Genomic DNA, 21,801 nt, shown 5'->3' on the forward strand with positions numbered 1-21,801 from the left:
TGAAATTCAAGTATATAAAAAAATACCTATAGATGAAACACTCTTTTTCGAGTGTCCTATCTATAGGTACCATATTAATAAATGAAAAGAGTGGTTCAAAAAAGGAGGAGCGTGGTTCAATCCAAAAAACAAAGTACTCAATAATTTAACTTTCCAAAGAAAGAAGGATTCTCATATTCACATCGAATATCAATCCTTGTTTATTAAAATATACAGGGAGGAAATGAGTTTGATAATAAAAGAGCATAAAAAGCCTCTTATGCTATATAAGTATGAGGCGTTGCTAAGCCCGCAAATTACAATTTCCTCATACAGGTACAACGAAAGATAGTGTCTATTTTATAGACTAAGAATCAAATCATATTCCCAGTTCATATATAATTAAAACCAACATATTTTAAAAATTAATGCAACACCCCATATCTTTTTATACCGTCTTATCCGTTTAGATAGCAGAGAGTGTTCAAAGGAGTGAAAGACATGTACAGGAATGTGTCAAATGAATTCAGTCAGCAGCAGATGAAAATCGAGGATATTTTACCGTCACTGCTTACTTATTGCCGTTTTTTAACGAAATGCAGGTGGGATGGCGAGGATATTGCCCAAGAAGCAGTACTGAAAGCGATTGAGAAGTATGGTCAAAAACCAGAGGTGCTTTCACCAGCTTTATTAAAAAAAATAGCGTATAATCAGTGGATCGATACGGTGCGAAAGCGGAAAAAAGAATCACTTGAAACAGAAATAGAGGTAAAGGAAGCGTCAAAAGATTCCGCACTTGATGTACTTGACCTTGTTCAATTTTTAATTAGTCATTTCACACCAAAGCAGGCGGTGATTCTGTTTTTAAAAGAGGCGTTTGGCTATCGATCGTCTGAAATCGCTGAGATACTTGGGACAACTGAAATGGCTGTGAAGGCGATTTTACACAGGACAAAAAAGCGGATTGAGCATCATCAAAACCTTTTTGAGCTAGTTTGGGAAAAGGAAGAAGAACAATTGCTTTCAGAGCTTTTTTATGACTCGCTTATCCAACAGGATCCAACGATTTTAATTCGCCGCATTCCTGCTATACACTCTTTAAGAAGGGAAACACAGCTTCCTTCCAAAACACTCTCTCCTTCATGCGGGCTATGCATGGCTGCTTAATGTAATCTGGATAAGGAGGGTAACTTTAGATGACTACGATTCCGTATGTAATTGATCAATCTAATCGAGGGGAACGCTCATATGATATTTATTCACGGCTTTTAAAAGACAGAATTATCATGATTGGTGATGAGATAAATGATCATGTTGCCAATAGTGTTGTTGCACAATTATTATTTTTGGCTGCTGATGATCCCGATAAAGACATATCATTATATATCAATAGTCCTGGCGGTTCTGTTACTGCAGGTTTTGCCATTTTTGATACGATGCAATATATCAAACCCGATATTAGAACAATATGCACAGGTTTAGCCGCTTCATTCGGTGCTACATTGCTTCTTGCAGGAACAAAGGGAAAACGCTACGCCTTGCCTAATAGTGAAATCATGATCCACCAGCCTCTAGGCGGTGTAAAAGGGCAAGCAACCGATATCGAGATATCAGCTCGGCGCATTTTAAAGCTGAAAGAGCATGTCAATCAATTGTATGCAGATTTCACGGGACAGCCAATTGAAAAAATCAGAATAGATACTGAGCGGGATTTCTATATGAGTGCAGAAGAAGCAGTCGAATATGGGATTATAGATGAAGTGCTTAATTCAACTAAATAAAGTGAGACTTCCATCAGTGGGTTTTTCGCGAAGTACAGGTTGTACAAGTGCCGATTTTGCCACAGGACGTGGCGAAGTTAGTCTGCAATTCCCCACTGATGGTTAGCAAAACTTATCGGATCTTTACGGGCAGTTATCCCGCACCAATCTTCTTAGTTACACTTGAATCTTGAAGTAAGGATTTTACTGCCCGTTAAGATTGGGGTAAAATGGAAAAAGCGGTTCTTTTTTTAGGATCGCTTTTTTGTCGTTTTTTGGAAGGAATATAACAGAAATGTTACATGCGCTAATCTACCTATATAGAATTGGAAAAAAATAGATACATATACCTTGTGTTCTTCATAAACGATATAAGTTAGAATTGCCTCGGAAATTATGATAGGGTTTACATTGTATTTTTACTAGTGTAGAAATAAAGGGTGTTTTGTTATATTTGAAATGAAATTGTAATATTAAAAACATATTTTTGTCACTTTTTGATGATATACTTCTAATTATGAAAATAAGAAAAAAGTAGTAGAAGATTTATTATACATAAGATAAATTGATACATAGAAATAGATTTCGTTTTTACAAAATGGGAAAGTAGGGGAAGAGAAATGTCGAAAAAGAAATTACTGGTCATGAACTTAGCGGTCTTGATCGGACTAGGAAGTTCATTTGCTATTCCTTCGGCAAAAGCTGAAACTGAGAGTGTATCAGATGAGCGTACAAAAATCCAAGCTGATATAAATCAAGCTGATCAAGATGCACAACGTATTCAAACTGAGATTCAAAATTTAAATGAGCAAAAGCAGCGTGTTGCTCAAGCAATTCAGGATAACAACAATAAGATCAACCAAACACAGGAAGATATTAAAGCTGCAAATAAAATCATTAGTGAAACAGACGCTGAAATCAAAGAATTAGAGACAGCGATTCAAAATAGAACGGAAATTTTAAAACAACGTGCTATTTCCTACCAGCATAGCGGAGGAAATGTTGAGTATATTGATGTGTTACTAGGGTCTTCAAGTTTTAGTGATTTCGTTAATCGTGCGATTGCAGTTGGTAAAATTGTTGAAGCAGATCGTGCAATGATGGAACAGCAAGAAGCGGATCAAAATGTGTTAAAAGAAAAGAAAGCTCAGAAGCTGCAAAGCCTTGCAAAACTTAATGAGTTGAATACAGAGCTTAAAGGAATGCAAGAGCATTTAAATGCGCAAAAAGCAAAGAATGATGCGTTGGCAGCAGATCTTCAAAATGAAAAAACAGCTACTGAGGCAGCTATAAAAAGCTTAAAGCAAAAAGAAGCTGATCTTGCTGCTCAAGAAGCTATTAATAAACAGCTGGCAAGCGCAACTGCAAATGCTAATAGCGAGGGACAAGCCTCCCAGGAAGCTGCTGTTGAGCAGACAAATACTAAAGCTGTTACAAGTGCAAAAACATCTAGCCCTGCAAACAAAGAAACAACGTCTTCTTCAAAATCAAGTCCTGCTAAGGAAACAGTTGCGGCAACCCCTGTAAATTCAAGTGGTTCTGTTAATGATTTGATTCGTGCTGGTTATAAATATATTGGAAACTCTGTCTATGTAATGGGCGGTGGAAGATCGGCGTCTGATATTGCTAACGGAAGATTCGATTGTTCAGGATTTGTTATTTGGGCATTTTCAACAGTTGGTGTTCAATTAAGTGGTAATACAGATACTTTAAAACACGCTGGAACACAAGTTTCAACAAGCAGTATGCAGCCAGGAGACCTTGTTTTCTTTGATACGTATAAAAGAGATGGCCATGTCGGCATTTACGTTGGCGGCGGTAAATTTATCGGTTCACAAAGCTCAACTGGTGTAGCGATTGCCAATATGTCCAGCGGCTATTGGGGCGAAAAATTTAACGGACGTGTTGTTCGAATTAACTTTTAGTAAATAAACTAGAGTTGGTGTATGAAATATGCCAACTCTTTTTTAATTCTATTACTCTATTCCCGTATTTATTGACTTGAAACATAAAACTTTTTAAAATTATAAACAAGTATGTTGCAAAAAAGTAACTGATTGTGTACAATTTGAAACGTAATGATTACGATTTAAAAAAACAAACCCATCTATATGATTAGTGTTTCAACTAGAAAGGGTGTTATCTACTAATTAAATCGTAATAATAACGATTTACGAAAGAAGGAATATTATGAAAACTGATAAGATACCTGTCACAGTATTAAGCGGCTATTTAGGAGCGGGGAAAACAACTTTGCTCAATCATATATTAACAAATAAGGAGAATAAGCGAGTGGCCGTCATTGTCAATGATATGAGTGAGGTAAATATTGATGCGGCACTTGTTAAAAAAGGCGGTTTTTCTCAAACTGAGGAAAGACTTGTGGAGCTGCAAAATGGCTGTATCTGTTGTACACTGCGTGAGGACTTGATTTTTGAGGTGGAAAGGCTGGTAAAGCAAGGGGATATCGATTATTTAGTGATCGAATCATCTGGCATTTCAGAACCTATCCCAGTTGCCCAAACCTTTACATATATCGATGAAGAGCTTGGCATTAATCTATCCGAGATATGTCAATTAGATGCCATGATTACCGTGGTTGATGCAAACCGCTTTTGGCATGACTTTTCATCAGGGGAGTCCCTATTAGATCGGAAGCAGGCAACAGATGAATCAGATACTAGAGAGGTATCCGATTTACTAATTGATCAAATTGAATTTGCAAATATCATTGTGGTAAATAAAGCCGATTTAGTTCCTGAAGAGGATCTTCTTGAAATAAAAGCAGTGATCCATAAATTAAATCCCGGTGCATTAATTTTGGAAAGCACCTTTTCAAAGGTAGCACTAAGTGAAATCTTAAATACGAATTTATTTGACTTTGAAAAATCAAGTCAGGCTGCCGGATGGATACAGGAACTGATGACGGAACATACTCCGGAAACAGAAGAGTATGGAATATCATCGTTTGTGTATAGACGTAAGCGGCCATTTCATCCTGAAAGATTGCTGAAATGGCTTGAGAATTGGCCTGTAGATGTTGTACGTGCGAAGGGATTCTTTTGGCTCGCAACTCGAAACAATATCGCTTGCCTGCTTTCCCAAGCTGGACCATCAATTATGCTTCAAGGGGCTGGTGAGTGGGTCGCGACCTATTCGGAAGAAGAAAGACGGCAAATTTTGCTTGAAGAGCCAGAGCTGCTTGAAAAATGGGATCAGCAATATGGGGATCGTATGACAGAGCTTGTGTTCATTGGTCTTGATATGAACCGTGAAGAAGTTAAAGATACTCTTGATGTTTGTTTATTAACAGATGAAGAAATGGAACAGGATTGGTCACTTTTTAACGACCAGCTGCCTGCATTTTCAGAGGCTACTTTAGAAATATCTTAACTATTTGAGGAGGAAAAGAAATATGAGAGTGAAAATTACATTAGCTTGCACGGAAACTGGAGATCGAAATTATATCACTACGAAAAATAAACGAAACAATCCAGAGAGAATCGAATTAATGAAGTATTGTCCCAAGTTGAAGAAAAGGACATTGCATCGAGAAACGAAATAGATCATCGCCGGAGGCATTACATGGGAAGAAGTCCCTGTAATGCCTTTCTTAAGGTTTTAGTAACCATAAAAACCCAGTACACTGGATAAGCGCTCAACTCTCAGCTCTCAGCTCAGAAGGACAGGACGTGCAAGTGAAGTCAAGAGATTAGGACGTCACGCTTTTGACTGCCAGCGCCTAGCACCTCTAGGGTATAGACAAATTGGAATTGAAGGCAAAAAAACGCTTTCTATTCCAATTTGTCTTATTTACCCGAGGCTTTTCAAGGCGCTTTCGGTTTTGTTCATGTTCTGGGAATAATTTCCGTCTTTGAATTTAACCGCTAGTAGTTTAAAATCAAATCTTGGAAAAGTCAACATTAAAATTTTCTCAAAATGAAGAAGGTTTTTAGCGAGTTATGTCTAAATTTTATATGAAATAACCTTGAAAGAATGAAAGCGGTGGTATTAGTTGAAGTCTGCATCCGAACCAGTCGTTTCAACAGAGGATAAATTAATTAAGTTTCTGGAAGAAAGAGAAGAGGCTTTCCTAACTTTATGGCAGGAAACAATTATTATTCATGAAGAGGATCTTTATAAGGAAGAGGTAAAGAAAAACGGCTATCAAATGTATTTATTAATAAAAAGGTCTATTACTCAATTTGTTTCTGATGAAGAGGTAAAAGAGCTTGCTTATAAGGTGGCCAAACAACGGGTATTAAGCAACAGCAACATAGGGGAATTTGTTTATAATGTTAATTTAGGCAGAAGTGCAGTGATAAAATATATTAACAAATCTGGTATAGCGATTGATAAATTACAGCCAATCATTGATAAGGTGAACCTTCATTTTGATCGTTATTGCTATCATGCGGTTACAAGATATACGGAATTAAAGGATTTAGAATTGAAGGAAAAAATGTTATTTATCAATCAATCACATAAGGACCGATTATCTCTACTTGGCCAGATGTCCTCAAGCTTTGTTCATGAATTTAGAAATCCCCTTACCTCGGTTATGGGCTTTATCAAGCTTTTAAAGCTGGAAAACCCCACTTTGAAATACATGGAAACGATTGAGCATGAATTGGATCAGTTAAAGTTCAGGATCACACAATTTCTGCATGCTTCGAGGCTTGAGATTGTAGACAAACACCGCGAAGAAATCCAAATGGAAGACCTGTTTTCAGAAATACTTTCCTTTTTATATCCGAGTATTGTCGACGGAGACGTCGATGTCAAAACAAACATCGATTCAACCTGTAAGATTATCGCTGTAAAAGATGAAGTGAAGCAGGTATTAGTGAATATCATTTTAAACTCGATCGATGCCTTGAAACATCGGCCATCCAATCGCTGCCTGTCCATTACTTGTGAAAAAAAACACGAAACGATCGTTTTTACGATCACAAATAATGGGCCGGAAATTCCCGAAGAAATGAAGGAAGCGATTTTTGAGCCGTTTTATACAACCAAAAGCTTAGGAACGGGAATCGGCCTATATGTTTGCAAAACCTTGATTGAAAAGCATAATGGGACAATTAACTGTGAATCAAATAAAGAACTCACTTCCTTTATTATTAGTTTGCCAACGATTTGAATTATTTTAAATAAGTATGGATGATATGTTTATACTATAAACGACCACTACATAGTTGTAACGGTCGTTTTTTGTGTTCGTTCAAGAAATTATAAAATTTTTATACTGTGGCTAAGCGCACAGATCCAGCTCCACCGCCTAGCCCCGAAGCACAGGACGTGCAAGTGCAGTCAATGCGTCAGGAGGTAACGTTTTTGACTGCTTCTAGGGTTTTGCTAGAAGTAAAGTAGACCTTCTAATCTTGAGCGTCTAATTTGCCTTAGGCTGTTCAAGGCGCTTGCACTTTGTTCCATGTAAATACAATTAATTTTTAGAAAATTAGTGTTATTATCTATTTATCTTTTTCACGATTTCATGTATACTATCAAGGTAACAAATGTTCAATGAACTATGAACGAAATTTCTATTTAAGGGGGGTAACGTAGATGAAGATAGGTGTGGTTCATTTTGGATGGGCTTCAGCAGGTACAGCTCAGATCGTTCGTACCCTTATAGAAGGATTATCTAAAGAAGAGAATACTGTATATGGGATCGAATGCAATAAAACAACAAAAGATATAGAATTGAAAGAACTATCGAATAAGGATTTATCGAAATTTGGTTCACATCGCTATGAATTAAGTATTTTTCCTCCTGAAATCTGGACAGAACAAGCTTCAGCCCTTGCAAATTCGCTGGGAAAGCTCGATAAAATCATTTTATTAGGTCAAAGTGAAGCGAATCTAAAGCAGTTGGCTGCTAAAACATTACAGGTTCCGATTAGTATTTTTAATCATATCGATGGATCACAGCTGACATTAGGCTATGATACGGCTTTTAATGCCATTGTGAAAAACATTGAAAGTGTTAGAGATACGGCTAGTTCCTTATCATATGGAAAAGTTAGGGTCTTTAATGTGCAAATTCCTGGAGCCGGACCATCTAAGCTGCTGGAACATACTGCTTTAGCAGTTGAAGCAGAAGTGGTGAAAAATTCGAATGAGGAAACTATCGCCAAATTAAAGCAGCATATTCGTGAGAAAGAAGCGAATAAAGAAGGGTATACTTTTTTTATAATGGATCAAACCGTTAATCCGGAACATTTAGCCGAACATTTTAAAGAATTTGATCTTGATTGGAAAGTTGTTGAGATTGATGAATCACAATGCGGAGGTCCTTATCCTACTGCATTGGACCAGCTTCTTGCTAATCAATTGAAAAAAGCTGTGGTCGATTGGACATTATCTGATCAACCTTCAGGCCAGTTACTTATTCATGACAATCAAGCATTGTTTGAAGAAATAAATTCTATTTCGGAGGTAGTAAAATAATGAGTGAATTAACACAAATCGAAAAGTTATCAATTGAAACGATCCGTACATTATCGATTGATGCCGTAGAAAAGGCAAATTCAGGACATCCTGGTATGCCGATGGGTGCAGCGCCAATGGCTTATGCACTTTGGACAAAGTTTATGAACATCAACCCATCTAACCCAAGCTGGTTTAACCGTGACCGCTTCGTGCTTTCTGCAGGACATGGATCAATGCTTTTATACAGCTTGCTTCACTTAGCTGGCTACGATGTAACAATGGATGATATCAAAAACTTTAGACAATGGGGAAGCAAAACACCAGGTCACCCGGAATATGGCCACACTCCAGGTGTTGACGCAACAACTGGTCCATTAGGACAAGGTATTGCAATGGCAGTGGGTATGGCAATGGCTGAGCGTCATTTAGCTGAAACTTATAACAAGCCGTCATACAATGTGGTTGATCACTTCACATATGCAATTTGTGGCGATGGAGATTTGATGGAAGGTATTTCTTCAGAGGCAGCATCACTTGCAGCACATTTAAAATTGGGTCGTCTCATTGTATTATATGATTCAAACGACATTTCACTGGACGGCGATCTTCATCTTTCATTCTCAGAAAATGTTGAGCAGCGCTTCCTTGCGAAAGGCTGGCAAGTCATTCGCGTAGAAGATGGAACAGATGTGAACGAAATTTCAAATGCGATTGAACAAGCGAAACTTGAGTTAGACCGTCCAACATTAATCGAAGTAAAAACAACAATTGGTTACGGTTCACCTAATAAAGCTGGTAAATCTGCTTCACATGGTTCACCACTTGGTGCTGATGAAATTAAATTAACGAAGGAAGCTTACGACTGGACATTTGAAGAAGATTTCCATGTACCTTCTGAAGTATACGACCACTTTAACAAAGCGATTAAAGAAGCTGGAAATGCAAAAGAAAATGAGTGGAATGAATTAGTTGCAGCATATGAGAAAGAATTCCCTGAGCTTGCCCAGCAATTCAAAACAGCGATTAGCGGAGAGCTTCCAGAAGGCTGGGATAAGGATATTCCAGTATATGAAGAAGGCTCAAGCCTTGCATCTCGTGCTTCTTCAGGTGAAGTGTTAAATGGCATTGCGAAAAACTTGCCATCATTCTTTGGCGGATCTGCAGACTTAGCAGGCTCAAACAAAACAACGATTAAAAATGGCGGCGACTTCTCAAGTACAAATTATGGCGGCCGTAACATTTGGTTCGGTGTTCGTGAATTTGCAATGGGTGCTGCCCTAAATGGTATGGCATTACATGGCGGATTGCATGTATTCGGCGGTACATTCTTTGTATTCTCTGATTATCTGCGTCCAGCGATTCGTCTAGCTGCATTAATGAATCTTCCTGTTACGTATGTATTTACACATGATAGTATTGCTGTTGGTGAAGATGGTCCAACACATGAACCAATCGAACAGCTTGCATCATTACGTGCAATGCCAAATCTATCTGTTGTACGTCCGGCAGATGGAAATGAAACAGCTGCAGCTTGGAAATTAGCAATTGAATCTACATCAACTCCAACTGCACTTGTCTTAACTCGTCAAAACTTAAAAACAGTTAAAGGTACAAATGAAACAGCTTATGAGGGTGTACAAAAAGGAGCATATGTCATTTCTCCGGCTGCTAAGGAAACACCAGATGTCCTTCTTTTAGCATCAGGTTCTGAGGTTGGTTTAGCAGTAGAAGCTCAAAGTGTGCTGGCTGCTGAAGGTATTGAAGCGTCAGTTGTAAGTATGCCTGCATGGGATCGCTTTGAAGCTCAATCTGATGAATATAAGCGTTCAGTTCTACCAAAAGAAGTGAAGAAACGTCTAGCAATCGAAATGGCATCTCCACTTGGTTGGGACCGTTACACAGGTGATGAAGGTGATATTCTAGCTATTAATACATTTGGTGCGTCTGCTCCGGAAAAACGCATTTTGGCTGAGTATGGCTTCACAGTTGAGAATGTTGTTGCGCGTGTTAAGAAACTTCTTGAAGCATAATTGAAACATAAGAGGCTGACGAATAGATATTAGTGTCAGCCTCTCTTTTTTACAAAATGATTAATTAGGTGCTGTTTAAATGGAAAAGGATAAGCTTAATAAAATCATCGAAGTCGCACGGCTCTACTATCAATTGGATTATAGCCAGCAGGAGATTGCCAAAAAATTAAATGTGTCAAGGCCAACTGTTTCAAGGATGTTAAAGCAAGCGAAGGATTCAGGGATTGTCGAAATTAATATTCATAATCCGCTTGAAGCTGGTGAATTGCTAACCGAACGGTTAAAGGATAAGTTTGGCTTAAAGGAGGTAGTTATTGCCTCTGTCTCAGAATACGATCACACCTTGGTTAAGCGACAGCTAGGTGAGGTTGGTGCAAACTATCTTAATCGGACGGTGAAGGATTATGATGTGATTGCAACATCATGGGGAACAACTGTATATGAACTGGCAACAAAATTAAAACCAAAGCCAGTTAGTCATACAACTGTTGTTCAACTGAATGGCGGTGTCAGTCATTCTGAAACAAAGACCTATGCATCAGAAATTATCCATTTATTTGGAGAAGCTTTTAATACGCAAACGTTTTTGTTACCGCTGCCAGCCATTGTTGATCACATTGTTGTAAAGCAAGCGATAGAAGCTGATCGCCATATTCACAAAATTTTAGAGTTAGGCAAGCAAGCAAATATCGCTATTTTTAGTGTTGGTACACCTGTTGTCGATTCCCTTTTATTACAGGCTGAATATTTTACAGATGAAGACCAGCATTTAATCCAATCAAAAGCTGCGGGAGAAATTTGTTCGAGGTTCTTTGATAAAAATGGGGAAATCTGTGTTGAAAGCTTAAATAATCGTACGATCGGCATCGAGCTGCATGAACTGGCAAATAAGGAAAAGTCGATTTTAGTTGCTGGCGGTCCTAAAAAATTAGAAGCGATTTATGGAGCATTGAAAGGGAAGTATGCAAATGTGCTCATAACAGATGAGCATACAGCAAGTTTATTAGTTGAAATGGATTATTAAAATAGCCGTAGAGGGGGTTACTTTCCTTTATGGCTTTTTAGTTTGAATAAAAAAGGTAAGCATAATCCCGTTATGCTCACCTTTCTTATTTTACAATGGGAAAAAGAAGATACACTAGAATATTCAATGCTTATGTGAAAGATGGTATTCTAAACAATGATCGTAGCTTAGAATTTGAATTTTCAATTAAGAATCCAGCTCTTATCACCAAAGAAAGTAAAGCTGACAATAAGCCAATAAGAATATTCAAACGATATCCCTCCACATTGAAGTGTAGTGTTAAATGGTAACACTACGCTTAGTATGAATTAATTTAATTAAGTTATCAGTGGTGAATTTTTCCTTATAATTTGTCATAGCTGAGCTGTTTACATCTATGGGTATCGTTCAATAGCTCTTATCTTAATGTTACTTCCATTTGTGGCGGCTCTTCTAACCATCCTTTTTTAATCATAATTTTAACTCCTTCGTTTGCGTAGAAATAAATATCCTTTGTAAACAATGCCGTTTTCATGGATAGGTCATTTCTTAAGCTGAAAACTGCTCCGAAGCTGCCTCCTACAATACCGAAACCATTTAGAAGGTATATACAAAACATCATAAGCTTTTGAGAAAATGGAGCCACCCTTGAATTCGTAACAGTGCTTCCTGAACTTGCTGAAAATTGAACATCGCTATGAAGCAGAAGTTCCTCGTAAACTTTTATTTGTTTCTTAGCAAGATCGGCTCCTTTTTTGAAATACTGTTTAATTTCTTTATCCTCTGCACATTGAGCAAAACCGGTAATAAGCTGCATGCCAATATTATTTGTTTCAATTCCATGATGAAGGTATCCTAATTCAATATCGTTTAGCGCCCTTTTTTCACCAAAGGGTTTAAACCCATTTAAATAACTTTTGCTCATAATAAATTCAGTTGTTTTAGGCATTGTGACATTTGGCGGGGTCGTGAGAATCCCTTTTTCAAGAAGATACAAGGTAGATAATTTATATATTTTCTGTGTTACCACAGTAAGTCCTTCATAAATCCCTATAACATCTTCCCGATAGGCCATATTCATATTGATTGTATACAAACCCATGCTAATCTCTTTTAAGATGCGAAGAATAAATTTTATTTTCAAGTTTTGGTGTGGTCGGCTTTTTCATCTTTACGTTTTTATGTTTTGTTCCCGAAAAGACCGTCATGTTATGAAACCAGTCTGATGGAAGAACATAAACACCGTGCTTAGAGGTTATATCGATTCCGGCAACTTCACCTTCAAAGTCGTTGTCAAACCATCCCATATACGGGGTGCCAGGTTTAACATCTGACAAAATTTTTTCAAAGAGCGCCTTTTCTTCTGGCACGCTTGTGGATAGCCAGAAGACCATAGCTTTGTTCGCAACCGCATAGTCACGTAAATAGCCGTAAGGTTCCTTTTGTTCGGAAGAGAGTGGGCGAACATTGCTTGCGGACACAGCATATTGGTTCCACATATCGACATAGACCGTTAACTGCTTTGTTCCAGCCGGCGGTTTAAATTCGTACATGAAGTAGTTGCCGTGATCCGCAAACCGGTGATCACTCCCTGGTAAAAACTTTGAGCCGTGTTTATCATAAAGAAATGGTTCTTCCTCAGATGTGCCAGTTTTAAATTGAGCAATCGTCACACCGTCAGCTTTAACGACGATTTCATGAACAGCTGGTCCCCAGCCATCTTGCGTAAATGCATCATTAAAGCGGAGATACACAGCCTCATTTCCTAAAAAAGAAGACAGATCAAATTCGTATGTTTCCCGATTGCTCTGATCTCTAATTTGTTCCTTTTCAATTGCTATTGTTTGAAACGCATCATAATTATCTGGTGGAATTGGGATGGATGTGTTAGGACTTAACCCAACTAACATTCTCTTGGTTGTTTTGCTCCAAAGATTCTCATATTGCCATGTATACGCTTCCATTCGGTAGGGAGGATAATATGGTCCGAAAACTTTTATTGTTAAGTTTAACATTGCTATTAGTCCTTACGGGAACTGCTGTCTACGCTAAAGATGCAAATTCAGAATCAGTCAAAAATGGAAACATATACTGGCCTGAAAACCAGGCACTGCCTACATTTGCTGAGGCAAAGCATCTGGATGTCCTTGATTTAAGAGATAATACTGGCGATGAAAAGCTGCTTTTCACTACACTGCAAGGTAATGTAAATCGCGAAAAGCCGAGAATTTATTCGATCGAAGTGAATTATGAGGAAGGAAACTATACTTGGTTAAACGATTTGAATGTACCCTATACAATGATTGAAGATCCTTGGGAGATAATTTTGAAATACAAAAATGACATATCAGGCATTATCATCTATGATCCTGAAGTCGAGGATTCGATCAATGTTGCCACAACAAAGGCGGGATTGGAAAATGCAGTGGTTGCCAGTCCTGAACTCGCTGAGAAGCTTACGAATGCACCGTACAATTTAAAAGTGATTGAAGACTTCCGCGGGCGTTTTAAAGACGGGTTGGATGCATATAAGTGGCAATTTGAAAATCTTTGGCCGGAGACGACTCACCGTATGTTGATCGGCTTGAACCCGAGTAAAAGCGTTGCCCTTCCTGACGACAATTGGAACGATTTTCGTACCATTATTGAGGAAGATGAGCAGATTAGAGATAGCTCAAATCGTGATGTATATGAGTCGGATTTGTCTGAATTTCTTGGAGAAGAAGCTGTTTATCTCCGTTTCCAAGATGCGTTTACGAATGATGGCTGGGGCCCAGCTATACATGAGGTAACAGTGAAAGCAGATGGAAAAATCATTGCTCAATTTATACCTGGAACAGCAGAAGAAGAGCCGTTTTTATATGACCGCAATAACTCAAGTTCCGATGAGCGCTTTGGCGGACATAGATGGGCCGATAACGGCAATTATTTCGTTTATCAATTTGATCCGCCAGAAGGTACTCAGGAATTAACCGTTTCGATTGATATGTGGAACCAATTTAAAGTTTCGGCATCAAATGTTCAACCGTTATCGTCAGAGGTGACCGAGCCTTATGGTTATTTAAGAGATTATGCTGTCGCAAACAAAGCCATGGTGTTCTGGCTTGAATCAAATGATCCAGAAGAAAAGGAATTGTTTGAGAGCATCCTGTCAGATGTTGAACCAAATACACCTTATTTAGGATGGTTTGGAAACGATGTTGCCGGAGAATTTAGCTCAACAGAAATTACGTCAAGGCATAGCGTTTATGTCCTAGCTGCCGATTGGTTTAACAATATGACCGTCTTCTCAGGCACAAAGGGGAAAATGAAGAAACAAAAGCCGCTGCCGGCACCAGAACTTGATAATAAAATTTACGTTACCTTTACACTTGGTGAGGGGGACAATCTGCAGTACAACCAGCATAAATTAAGACAGCTTTGGGATGATGAGGCAAGAGGAAGTGTGCCGATTAACTGGTCAACCACTCCGCTGCTTTATGATGCAGCTCCAATAATGCTAAGTCATTATCAGCAAACTGCAACGGAGAATGATCTGTTAGTTGTCGGTCCTTCAGGTGCAGGCTATATTTACCCAACACCTTGGCCAGATGAAACGTTCAGTACATTTGCTGAGCAGACAAATAAGTACATGAAGCTTACTGGTATGGATATTATTTATGCATTAAATCGGGTGGATGAGCAAAATGTACCATTATCTGAAACCGAAGCCCAAGACTATATCGATTATATTAACCCTAAAGGAATTTTCATGAGCTGGGAAAATAACACAGGAACATCCATCCTGAATAGGAAGCTTCCACAGTCGATTTTGCGCGGTGCAGGAAGTGTAGTAGAAGCAAAAGAGGCGATTGCGCAGGCAGCAGCCGAATGGGATGGAACATCACCTTTATTCATCTCAATGGGAATGCTATCTTGGTCTGTTACTCCTTCAGATATTAAGGAAATAGCAGATTCTTTAGGTGAAGAATATGAGGTTGTACGGGGAGATCAATACTTTGAACTCCTTCGTGAAGCAAATGGCCTGCCTAGTAAATAAAAAGTGCTTTCTATCTAATCGAATAGGATAAAGCAGGTGAACTCCTCTAGAAGGGATGTAACTTTTAGAGGGGGCCTGTCTTACATAATACGAAAACGAATCTTAAAATAGGAGCGATTAATTAGGATGATAAACAGGGACCGAAGTGAAGAAAGAATTGGTTTTCAGGAATCTTCCCCTTACAAGCCTACCTATGATTTACAAACTGATTTTGTGATGGTTTACGGAATTGATAGGACGATGCCAGAGCGAATAAAAGCGTGGAAAGAAAAAGGCTATGTCGTTCATTTAATGACAGGGGTTGCATGGGGAGAATATCAGGACTATTTGTATGGCAAAATCGATGGCCGGAATCATTGGGATGAAGCACAAAAAAATAAACATGATTCATACATTCAACACGGAAAAGATGTTCCCTATATGGTGCCGACCATTTCTTATACGAATTTTTTGACAGAAAGAATTAGAGCTGCGGTTGATGCAGGTGTTGAGGCCATTCATTTAGAAGAACCAGAATTTTGGGCGGACGGAGGGTATTCTGAAGCGTTTAAAAGAGAGTGGCAAATTTATTATAAGGAACCATGGCAGTCGCCTCATGAATCTGTTGATGCTGAGTATCGCGCTTCCCATCTGAAAGCTTATTTATATAAACGTGCTTTAGACCGTTTATGCAGTGAGTTAAAAGAGTATGCGTTAGTCAAATATAACCGGTTTCTACGATTCTATGTTCCGACACATAGTCTTATCAACTACACACAATGGCGAATCATTAGTCCAGAATCCATGCTGATTGATTTGCCGGCGATAGATGGTTACATTGCCCAGATTTGGACTGGAACATCGCGTACACCGAATGTATATGAAGGTGTTCGTAAGGAACGGACTTTTGAAACCGCATTTTTAGAATATGGAATGATGCAGGAGCTTGTAAGCGGGACGGATCGAAGAATGTGGTTTTTACATGATCCAATCGAAGATAATCCAAGACATACATGGTCAGATTACCGAAGAAACTATTATAAAACCGTTGTTGCTTCCCTATTGCATCCCGAAATCTCTCATTTTGAAATTTCACCATGGCCAAAAAGAATTTTTGAAGGGAAATATCCTAAGGAAGATGGTACAGGTGTTGAAACCATCCCAGAAGACTATGCAACAAACTTGCTGAGCGTTATGCATACATTGGGCAACATGGATCAGCAAGACATCCATATTCACGGAAATGCTGAAAAAATTGGTGTTCTTGTTGCTGATTCAATGATGTATCAACGAAGGAATTTTTCAAATGAAGAAAATGAATCAAATGCTCGTTATGATGGAACAGATCCGGATTCAGTAGGTAACGAGGAAGATATTGAACTATTAAACTTCTCGCATTTTTATGGATTAGCATTACCGCTATTAAAGAGAGGATTATGGGTCAGACCTGTTCAACTAGATAATGTTCGCCGCTTCTCAAACTATTTAAAGGATTACCGTTTATTAATATTGAGCTATGAGTTTTTAAAGCCTGAATATCCGGATTTGCATAATGCCCTTGCTCAATGGGTGAAGGAAGGCGGAGTACTCATTTATGTAGGTGATGATCGTGATCCATACCACAAGGTTAGAGAATGGTGGAATACAGGAAAACACCAATATAAGTTTCCTAGAGAACATCTTTTTGAATGCTTAGGATTAGTTAACGAGCTTGATCAAGGAATGCATTGGACAAATAAACGCAACAGCAAGGTCGGTATGATTGTGGTAGACGGAAAGACTAGCCGATTCATGGGAAAAATTGAAATGGCTCCTGATGCAGAATACGAGGAACCACCTGCTTTCTTACAAAAGTCTTTAAAAGTTGAGCCGTTAACAACTACATACTTATTTGAAGGAGACGGTATCGAACTGGAAGTGAAATTTATGACACCGCTGCTTCTAAATGACTTAGATCTATTGTCAAGGCCAGCATCATATATAACATTTAATGTACGCTCCATCGATGGAAACGTTCATGATGTCAAAATCTATTTTGATGTATCTGGAGATCTGTGTGTAAATACAGCTGATCAACCTATTGTATGGGATAGAAAATTGATAAATGGACAAATTTCTGCCATGTATATGGGTACCGAAGAACAGCCAATTTTAAGACGTGTTGGTGATGATACAAGAATTGATTGGGGGTACTGTTATTTAGCTTCACCTCAAGTAAGCTCAATAAAAACGGTTATCCATTCCTATGACGTAAGGAAGCAGTTTGTGGAAACAAGACAATTGCTAGAGAAAGACGATGAGCAGCAGCCAAGACCAGTACAGTCAAACCCGGCAGTCATGGCTGTACAAGTAGATATTGGCGAAGTTGATGAAACTCAAGTATCTCACTTTCTGGTTTTAGCTTATGATGATATCCATTCAATTGAATATTTTGGCAAGCCTTTGAGTGCATATTGGCGCAGAAATGGAATGACGTTTGAAGAAATGATCACCTTAGCAATCACGCAATACGAGGAAATTCAACGAAAATGTGAAGAATTCAATCGAGAACTGATCAAATGGGACTTTTTGAACGAATCTCCGAGTCGTGTTCCTTTTACGGATTGGTATGATACGATCACTGGAAAACAAATAAACTTTCAGAACCGGTCTGTTGTAGGAGGTCTATTTATTAAATTTCTAACTCCAGTCGGAATGGAATCATAGTCAACAGAGCGAAAATAAATCAATATCAATATGATAAATATTACTTAGAGGAGATATACGTAAATGAGTGAATACTATGTGACTCCAACCGAGCTTCGTCCAGCATTTGCACAGGAGTCTGAAACAACAGACTTCTCTACTTCATTTGAAGAGAAAGACGTGCAACTTACTTGGAAAAACGCTGTAGAAACTGACCGTGATGGAAATCAAAGAGCCTTAGGAGTTAAAGGAGGCATTAAAGATGATTCGAATCAGGAGAATATCACTCATAATGGAAAAGGTGATGACCAGCCTCTTGTTGTGGACAAAAGGAAACAGATAAAATCCCTAGAGGTTGAATCTCCCAATATGATTTCACAAATAGGGAATGGTCCGAAAAACAGTTATACCGGAAAAGTCAATGCAGGATGGACAGGTGGTAAAGCTCTTCTTTACTCAGGAAGGCATGTATTAGAAGGCAGAGCCTATTCTTATAATAAAATTTTCGATGTTAACATTGCGATTACTTCAAAATCAAAGCTTTCCTATTATATTCATCCCCAGTTTATGGATGAAAAACAAATGGATTATTCAAGTACCTATGTAGCTATCGATCTTGCATTTTCAGATGGAACCTATCTTAGCGAGCTTGGGGCAAAGGATCAGCATGGCATTGAATTACATCCCCAGGCACAGGGTAAATCCAACACATTATATCCTAATCAATGGAATTACAAATCATCTATAATAGGAAAAGTGGCTGAAGGGAAAACGGTTGAACGAATTTTAATAGCCTATGATCATCCTAATGGTCCAGCGATTTTTGAAGGCAGTATTGATGATATTAAAATCGAAGGGAATCCGAAAGAGGAAATCTATCATAGTCCAGTAGACTATGTGAATATTTTGCGGGGCACAAACTCGAATGGAACTTTTTCAAGAGGGAATAATTTTCCTGCAGTGGCTGTACCACATGGGTTTAACTTTTGGACTCCGGTGACAGATGCCGGTTCGACAAGCTGGCTATACACGTACCAACAGGCAAATAACTCAGATAATTTGCCGGAAATTCAAGCATTTTCACTAAGTCATGAAACAAGCCCATGGATGGGAGACCGTCAGACATTTCAAATCATGCCTCAGGCGTTGGAAAAACCAAGTGCGAATCGACAGAAGCGTGCATTGGCATTTAAGCATGAAAATGAAATAGCGAAGCCACATTACTATTCAGTTACATTTGAGAATGGAATGAAAACGGAAATAACGCCAACAAACCGTGCTGCAATGTTTGCGTTTACATTTGTCGGTGAAAAATCCAGTCTGATTTTTGACAATGTAAATAATGAAGGCGGCTTGACATTACATCCAGAAGAGCAGGCATTATCCGGATATACAGATGTAAAAAGCGGTCTTTCCGACGGAAGCACAAGGATGTTTATTTATGCAATCTTTGATAAGAAAGTAGTAGACAGCGCGAAGTTAGTTGGAGAGAACAGGGACAATGTTGCCGGCTATTATTGTTTTGATACCTCAGGTGAGGATAAAACCGTGACAATGAAAATCGCGACGTCATTGATTAGTGTCAACCAGGCGAAAAGGAATCTTGAGCAGGAGATAAAACCTGATGCCACTTTTGAAAGTGTAAAAAAAGCTGCAAAAAAAGCATGGGAAGAAAAACTGAAAATCATTGAAGTGGAAGATGCAAGCAAAGAAGAACTTATCACCCTGTATTCCAATATGTATCGTTTATTTTTATATCCTAATATTGGTTATGAAAATACAGGTACGGAAGAAAAAACAATTTATCAGTATGCTAGTCCGTTTTTAAACCAGACAAATGAAAACACACCGACAGAAACAGGTGCCAATATTGTCGATGGTAAGTGCTATGTCAATAATGGTTTCTGGGATACGTACCGAACATCGTGGCCAGCTTACGTCTTGTTTACTCCGACAAATGCTGGTGAGATGATCAATGGCTTTATCCAGCAATATAAAGATGGGGGATGGATATCTAGATGGTCTTCGCCTGGCTATGCGAATTTAATGGTCGGCACAAGCTCTGATGTTGCTTTTGCTGATGCTTATTTAAAAGGAGTAACAAACTTTGATGTGAAGGCCTTTTATGAATCAGCAATAAAGAATGCTTCTGTTGCGAGTGATGAAGAAAGTGTGGGACGAAAAGGATTAGCGACATCAATCTTTAATCGTTATACTAGCACAGCAACTGGTGAAGGATTGTCGTGGGCAATGGATGGCTACATTAATGACTTTGCGATTGCGAATATAGCAAGAATGCTGGCAGAGCTGACGGATAAGTCGAATCCAGATTATCAACAATATTGTACGGATGCTGTTTATTATTTAGAACGTGCCCAAAACTATGTTGAAATGTTTAATTCTAAAGTGAATTTTTTTATGGGAAAAGAGCCGTCAGGTGAATGGCGAACCTCTGCTGAAAACTTTAATCCTGAATCCTGGGGTGGCGATTATACAGAAACAAATGCGTGGAATATGGCTTTCCACGTACCACAGGATGGTCAAGGCTTGGCAAATCTTTATGGCGGCAGAGCTGGATTGGCGGAAAAACTGGATGCCTTTTTTTCTATCCCTGAGACAGCCTCCTACCCTGGGCATTATGGCAGCATCATCCATGAAATGCTTGAAGCGAGGGATGTAAGGATGGGGATGTACGGTCATAGTAACCAGCCTGCCCATCACATTCTTTACATGTATAACTATGCGGGGCAGCCGGCAAAGGCACAGGAAAAAATCCGTGAAGTGTTATCAAGATTATATATCGGCAGTGAAATCGGCCAAGGGTATCCTGGAGATGAAGACAACGGGGAAATGTCTGCATGGTATATGTTCAGTGCTGCAGGATTTTATCCGCTGCAAATGGGTTTACCTGAATATGCAATAGGAGCTCCTTATTTTAAGAAAATGACGATCCACCTTGAAAATGGGAACACCATCATAATAAAAGCACCAAATGTTAGTCATAAAAATAAATATGTCCAAAGCCTGAAAGTAAATGGCAAACTCCATGATCAGTTAACGATTGATCATAAAACGCTAATTAATGGGGCAACCTTGGAGTTCGAAATGGGAAGCGAGCCATCAGAGTGGGGAACAGGCTTAGACGCCTTACCTAGGTCGATTACCGATCCAGCAACAAATGGAACATCCGTGCAGCCAACGATCTTGTATGATTTGACTGATCATAAGAAAGGGATCTCCCAGCATTCTGATAAAGGTGGGGCTGAAACGTTATTTGACAATACTTCTAACACAATTCTGTCGCTCAAAAGTAATCAACCATGGACACAATATCAATTTGAAAATGGACCTGAGGAAGTGTTGATGTACACGATCACTTCTGGCGAGGTTGAGGAACAGGACCCCAAATGCTGGGTATTATTAGGTTCTAAAGATGGTGAAGCTTGGCAGGTTCTTGATAAAAGGGAAAATGAATGTTTCCATTGGCGAAAATTCACCAAGCCATTTTTAATCAAAAACCCTGGTGCCTATTCTTTCTATCGATTAGAAGTGAAAGAGAATGGAGGAGCAGCCATCACTTCTATCGCTCAAATCGAGTTGCTTGGATATGGTAATATCATAAGGAAATTTCATCACGTTGAGGCAATCATTCAGCGTTATGTAGAATCTGGAGAGATTGAGGACACATTAAGAATCCAATTTTCTAGGTCGCGGGAGCAGTATCAACAAGGGCATTACAAGCAAGCAATGAAGACATTAAGTGACTTTTTAAAGGAACAAGGGCCCCTTCCAAAGAAGGCAAGTGAGAAAATAACAGCTGATATTCATGCGTTGATTGAAGCAATAACAAAAATTACAAATTGTTATCACTTAGGCAAAACAAAGTAAATA

At 38.8% G+C, this 21,801-nt stretch carries 14 protein-coding genes; 12 read left to right on the forward strand and 2 right to left on the reverse strand.

The window, feature by feature from the left end:
• The first annotated feature begins 480 nt into the window (after nt 1-480).
• From Q1B07_RS17235 to Q1B07_RS17275, 9 genes are all read left to right on the forward strand, one after another.
• On the forward strand, nt 481-1,146 hold the full coding sequence (locus Q1B07_RS17235; RefSeq protein WP_299092515.1) for a sigma-70 family RNA polymerase sigma factor: 666 nt from the start codon (nt 481-483) through the stop codon (nt 1,144-1,146).
• A 29-nt stretch (nt 1,147-1,175) separates the two neighbouring features.
• Nucleotides 1,176-1,760, forward strand: a complete 585-nt coding sequence (gene clpP, locus Q1B07_RS17240) for an ATP-dependent Clp endopeptidase proteolytic subunit ClpP (RefSeq protein ID WP_299092513.1) — start codon at nt 1,176-1,178, stop codon at nt 1,758-1,760.
• 599 nt (nt 1,761-2,359) lie between these two features.
• Entirely contained in the window at nt 2,360-3,664 is a 1,305-nt protein-coding gene (locus Q1B07_RS17245; RefSeq protein WP_299092511.1) for a C40 family peptidase, read from the forward strand.
• A gap of 265 nt (nt 3,665-3,929) precedes the next feature.
• Nucleotides 3,930-5,132, forward strand: coding sequence for a GTP-binding protein (locus Q1B07_RS17250; protein ID WP_299092509.1), 1,203 nt, complete (start codon nt 3,930-3,932; stop codon nt 5,130-5,132).
• 22 nt (nt 5,133-5,154) lie between these two features.
• A complete protein-coding gene (rpmG, locus tag Q1B07_RS17255; protein WP_299092507.1) occupies nt 5,155-5,304 on the forward strand; it encodes a 50S ribosomal protein L33 in 150 nt (49 codons plus the stop codon).
• A gap of 450 nt (nt 5,305-5,754) precedes the next feature.
• Entirely contained in the window at nt 5,755-6,882 is a 1,128-nt protein-coding gene (locus tag Q1B07_RS17260; RefSeq protein WP_366945219.1) for a histidine kinase N-terminal domain-containing protein, read from the forward strand.
• A gap of 425 nt (nt 6,883-7,307) precedes the next feature.
• On the forward strand, nt 7,308-8,192 hold the full coding sequence (locus Q1B07_RS17265) for a 6-phosphofructokinase (RefSeq protein WP_299092505.1): 885 nt from the start codon (nt 7,308-7,310) through the stop codon (nt 8,190-8,192).
• Complete coding sequence (tkt, locus tag Q1B07_RS17270; RefSeq protein WP_299092503.1) at nt 8,192-10,204, forward strand: transketolase; 2,013 nt, start codon at nt 8,192-8,194, stop codon at nt 10,202-10,204. The genes Q1B07_RS17265 and tkt overlap by 1 nt, the downstream gene beginning before the upstream one ends.
• Nucleotides 10,205-10,283: 79 nt before the next feature.
• The gene (locus Q1B07_RS17275) at nt 10,284-11,228 is read left to right on the forward strand and encodes a sugar-binding transcriptional regulator (protein ID WP_299092501.1); all 945 of its coding nucleotides are present in this window, start codon (nt 10,284-10,286) and stop codon (nt 11,226-11,228) included.
• Between the two features lie 397 nt (nt 11,229-11,625).
• On the opposite strand, the gene Q1B07_RS17280 is transcribed toward Q1B07_RS17275, so the two are convergent.
• Together Q1B07_RS17280 and Q1B07_RS17285 are read right to left on the reverse strand one after the other, a co-directional pair.
• A complete protein-coding gene (locus tag Q1B07_RS17280; protein WP_299092499.1) occupies nt 11,626-12,309 on the reverse strand; it encodes a DUF3231 family protein in 684 nt (227 codons plus the stop codon).
• Nucleotide 12,310: 1 nt separating this feature from the next.
• A complete protein-coding gene (locus Q1B07_RS17285) occupies nt 12,311-13,222 on the reverse strand; it encodes a GxGYxYP domain-containing protein (RefSeq protein ID WP_299092498.1) in 912 nt (303 codons plus the stop codon).
• On the opposite strand from Q1B07_RS17285, the gene Q1B07_RS17290 reads away from it, so the two are divergent.
• From Q1B07_RS17290 to Q1B07_RS17300, 3 genes are all read left to right on the forward strand, one after another.
• The gene (locus Q1B07_RS17290) at nt 13,189-15,246 is read left to right on the forward strand and encodes a GxGYxYP domain-containing protein (protein ID WP_299833154.1); all 2,058 of its coding nucleotides are present in this window, start codon (nt 13,189-13,191) and stop codon (nt 15,244-15,246) included. The genes Q1B07_RS17285 and Q1B07_RS17290 overlap by 34 nt on opposite strands.
• Nucleotides 15,247-15,372: 126 nt before the next feature.
• Complete coding sequence (locus Q1B07_RS17295; protein WP_299092495.1) at nt 15,373-17,931, forward strand: DUF5127 domain-containing protein; 2,559 nt, start codon at nt 15,373-15,375, stop codon at nt 17,929-17,931.
• A 63-nt stretch (nt 17,932-17,994) separates the two neighbouring features.
• Entirely contained in the window at nt 17,995-21,798 is a 3,804-nt protein-coding gene (locus Q1B07_RS17300) for a GH92 family glycosyl hydrolase (RefSeq protein WP_299092493.1), read from the forward strand.
• Nucleotides 21,799-21,801 lie beyond the last annotated feature (3 nt).

It is taken from the genome of uncultured Metabacillus sp., from assembly GCF_947503125.1.
GTDB lineage: Bacteria > Bacillota > Bacilli > Bacillales > Bacillaceae > Metabacillus.

Coding starts and splice junctions, on each gene's coding strand:
- Q1B07_RS17235 (WP_299092515.1), top strand. CDS start 481: ATGTACAGGAATGTGTCAAATGAATTCAGTCAGCAGCAGATGAAAATC.
- clpP (WP_299092513.1), top strand. CDS start 1,176: ATGACTACGATTCCGTATGTAATTGATCAATCTAATCGAGGGGAACGC.
- Q1B07_RS17245 (WP_299092511.1), top strand. CDS start 2,360: ATGTCGAAAAAGAAATTACTGGTCATGAACTTAGCGGTCTTGATCGGA.
- Q1B07_RS17250 (WP_299092509.1), top strand. CDS start 3,930: ATGAAAACTGATAAGATACCTGTCACAGTATTAAGCGGCTATTTAGGA.
- rpmG (WP_299092507.1), top strand. CDS start 5,155: ATGAGAGTGAAAATTACATTAGCTTGCACGGAAACTGGAGATCGAAAT.
- Q1B07_RS17265 (WP_299092505.1), top strand. CDS start 7,308: ATGAAGATAGGTGTGGTTCATTTTGGATGGGCTTCAGCAGGTACAGCT.
- tkt (WP_299092503.1), top strand. CDS start 8,192: ATGAGTGAATTAACACAAATCGAAAAGTTATCAATTGAAACGATCCGT.
- Q1B07_RS17275 (WP_299092501.1), top strand. CDS start 10,284: ATGGAAAAGGATAAGCTTAATAAAATCATCGAAGTCGCACGGCTCTAC.
- Q1B07_RS17280 (WP_299092499.1), bottom strand. CDS start 12,309: ATGGGTTTGTATACAATCAATATGAATATGGCCTATCGGGAAGATGTT.
- Q1B07_RS17290 (WP_299833154.1), top strand. CDS start 13,189: ATGGTCCGAAAACTTTTATTGTTAAGTTTAACATTGCTATTAGTCCTT.
- Q1B07_RS17285 (WP_299092498.1), bottom strand. CDS start 13,222: ATGTTAAACTTAACAATAAAAGTTTTCGGACCATATTATCCTCCCTAC.
- Q1B07_RS17295 (WP_299092495.1), top strand. CDS start 15,373: ATGATAAACAGGGACCGAAGTGAAGAAAGAATTGGTTTTCAGGAATCT.
- Q1B07_RS17300 (WP_299092493.1), top strand. CDS start 17,995: ATGAGTGAATACTATGTGACTCCAACCGAGCTTCGTCCAGCATTTGCA.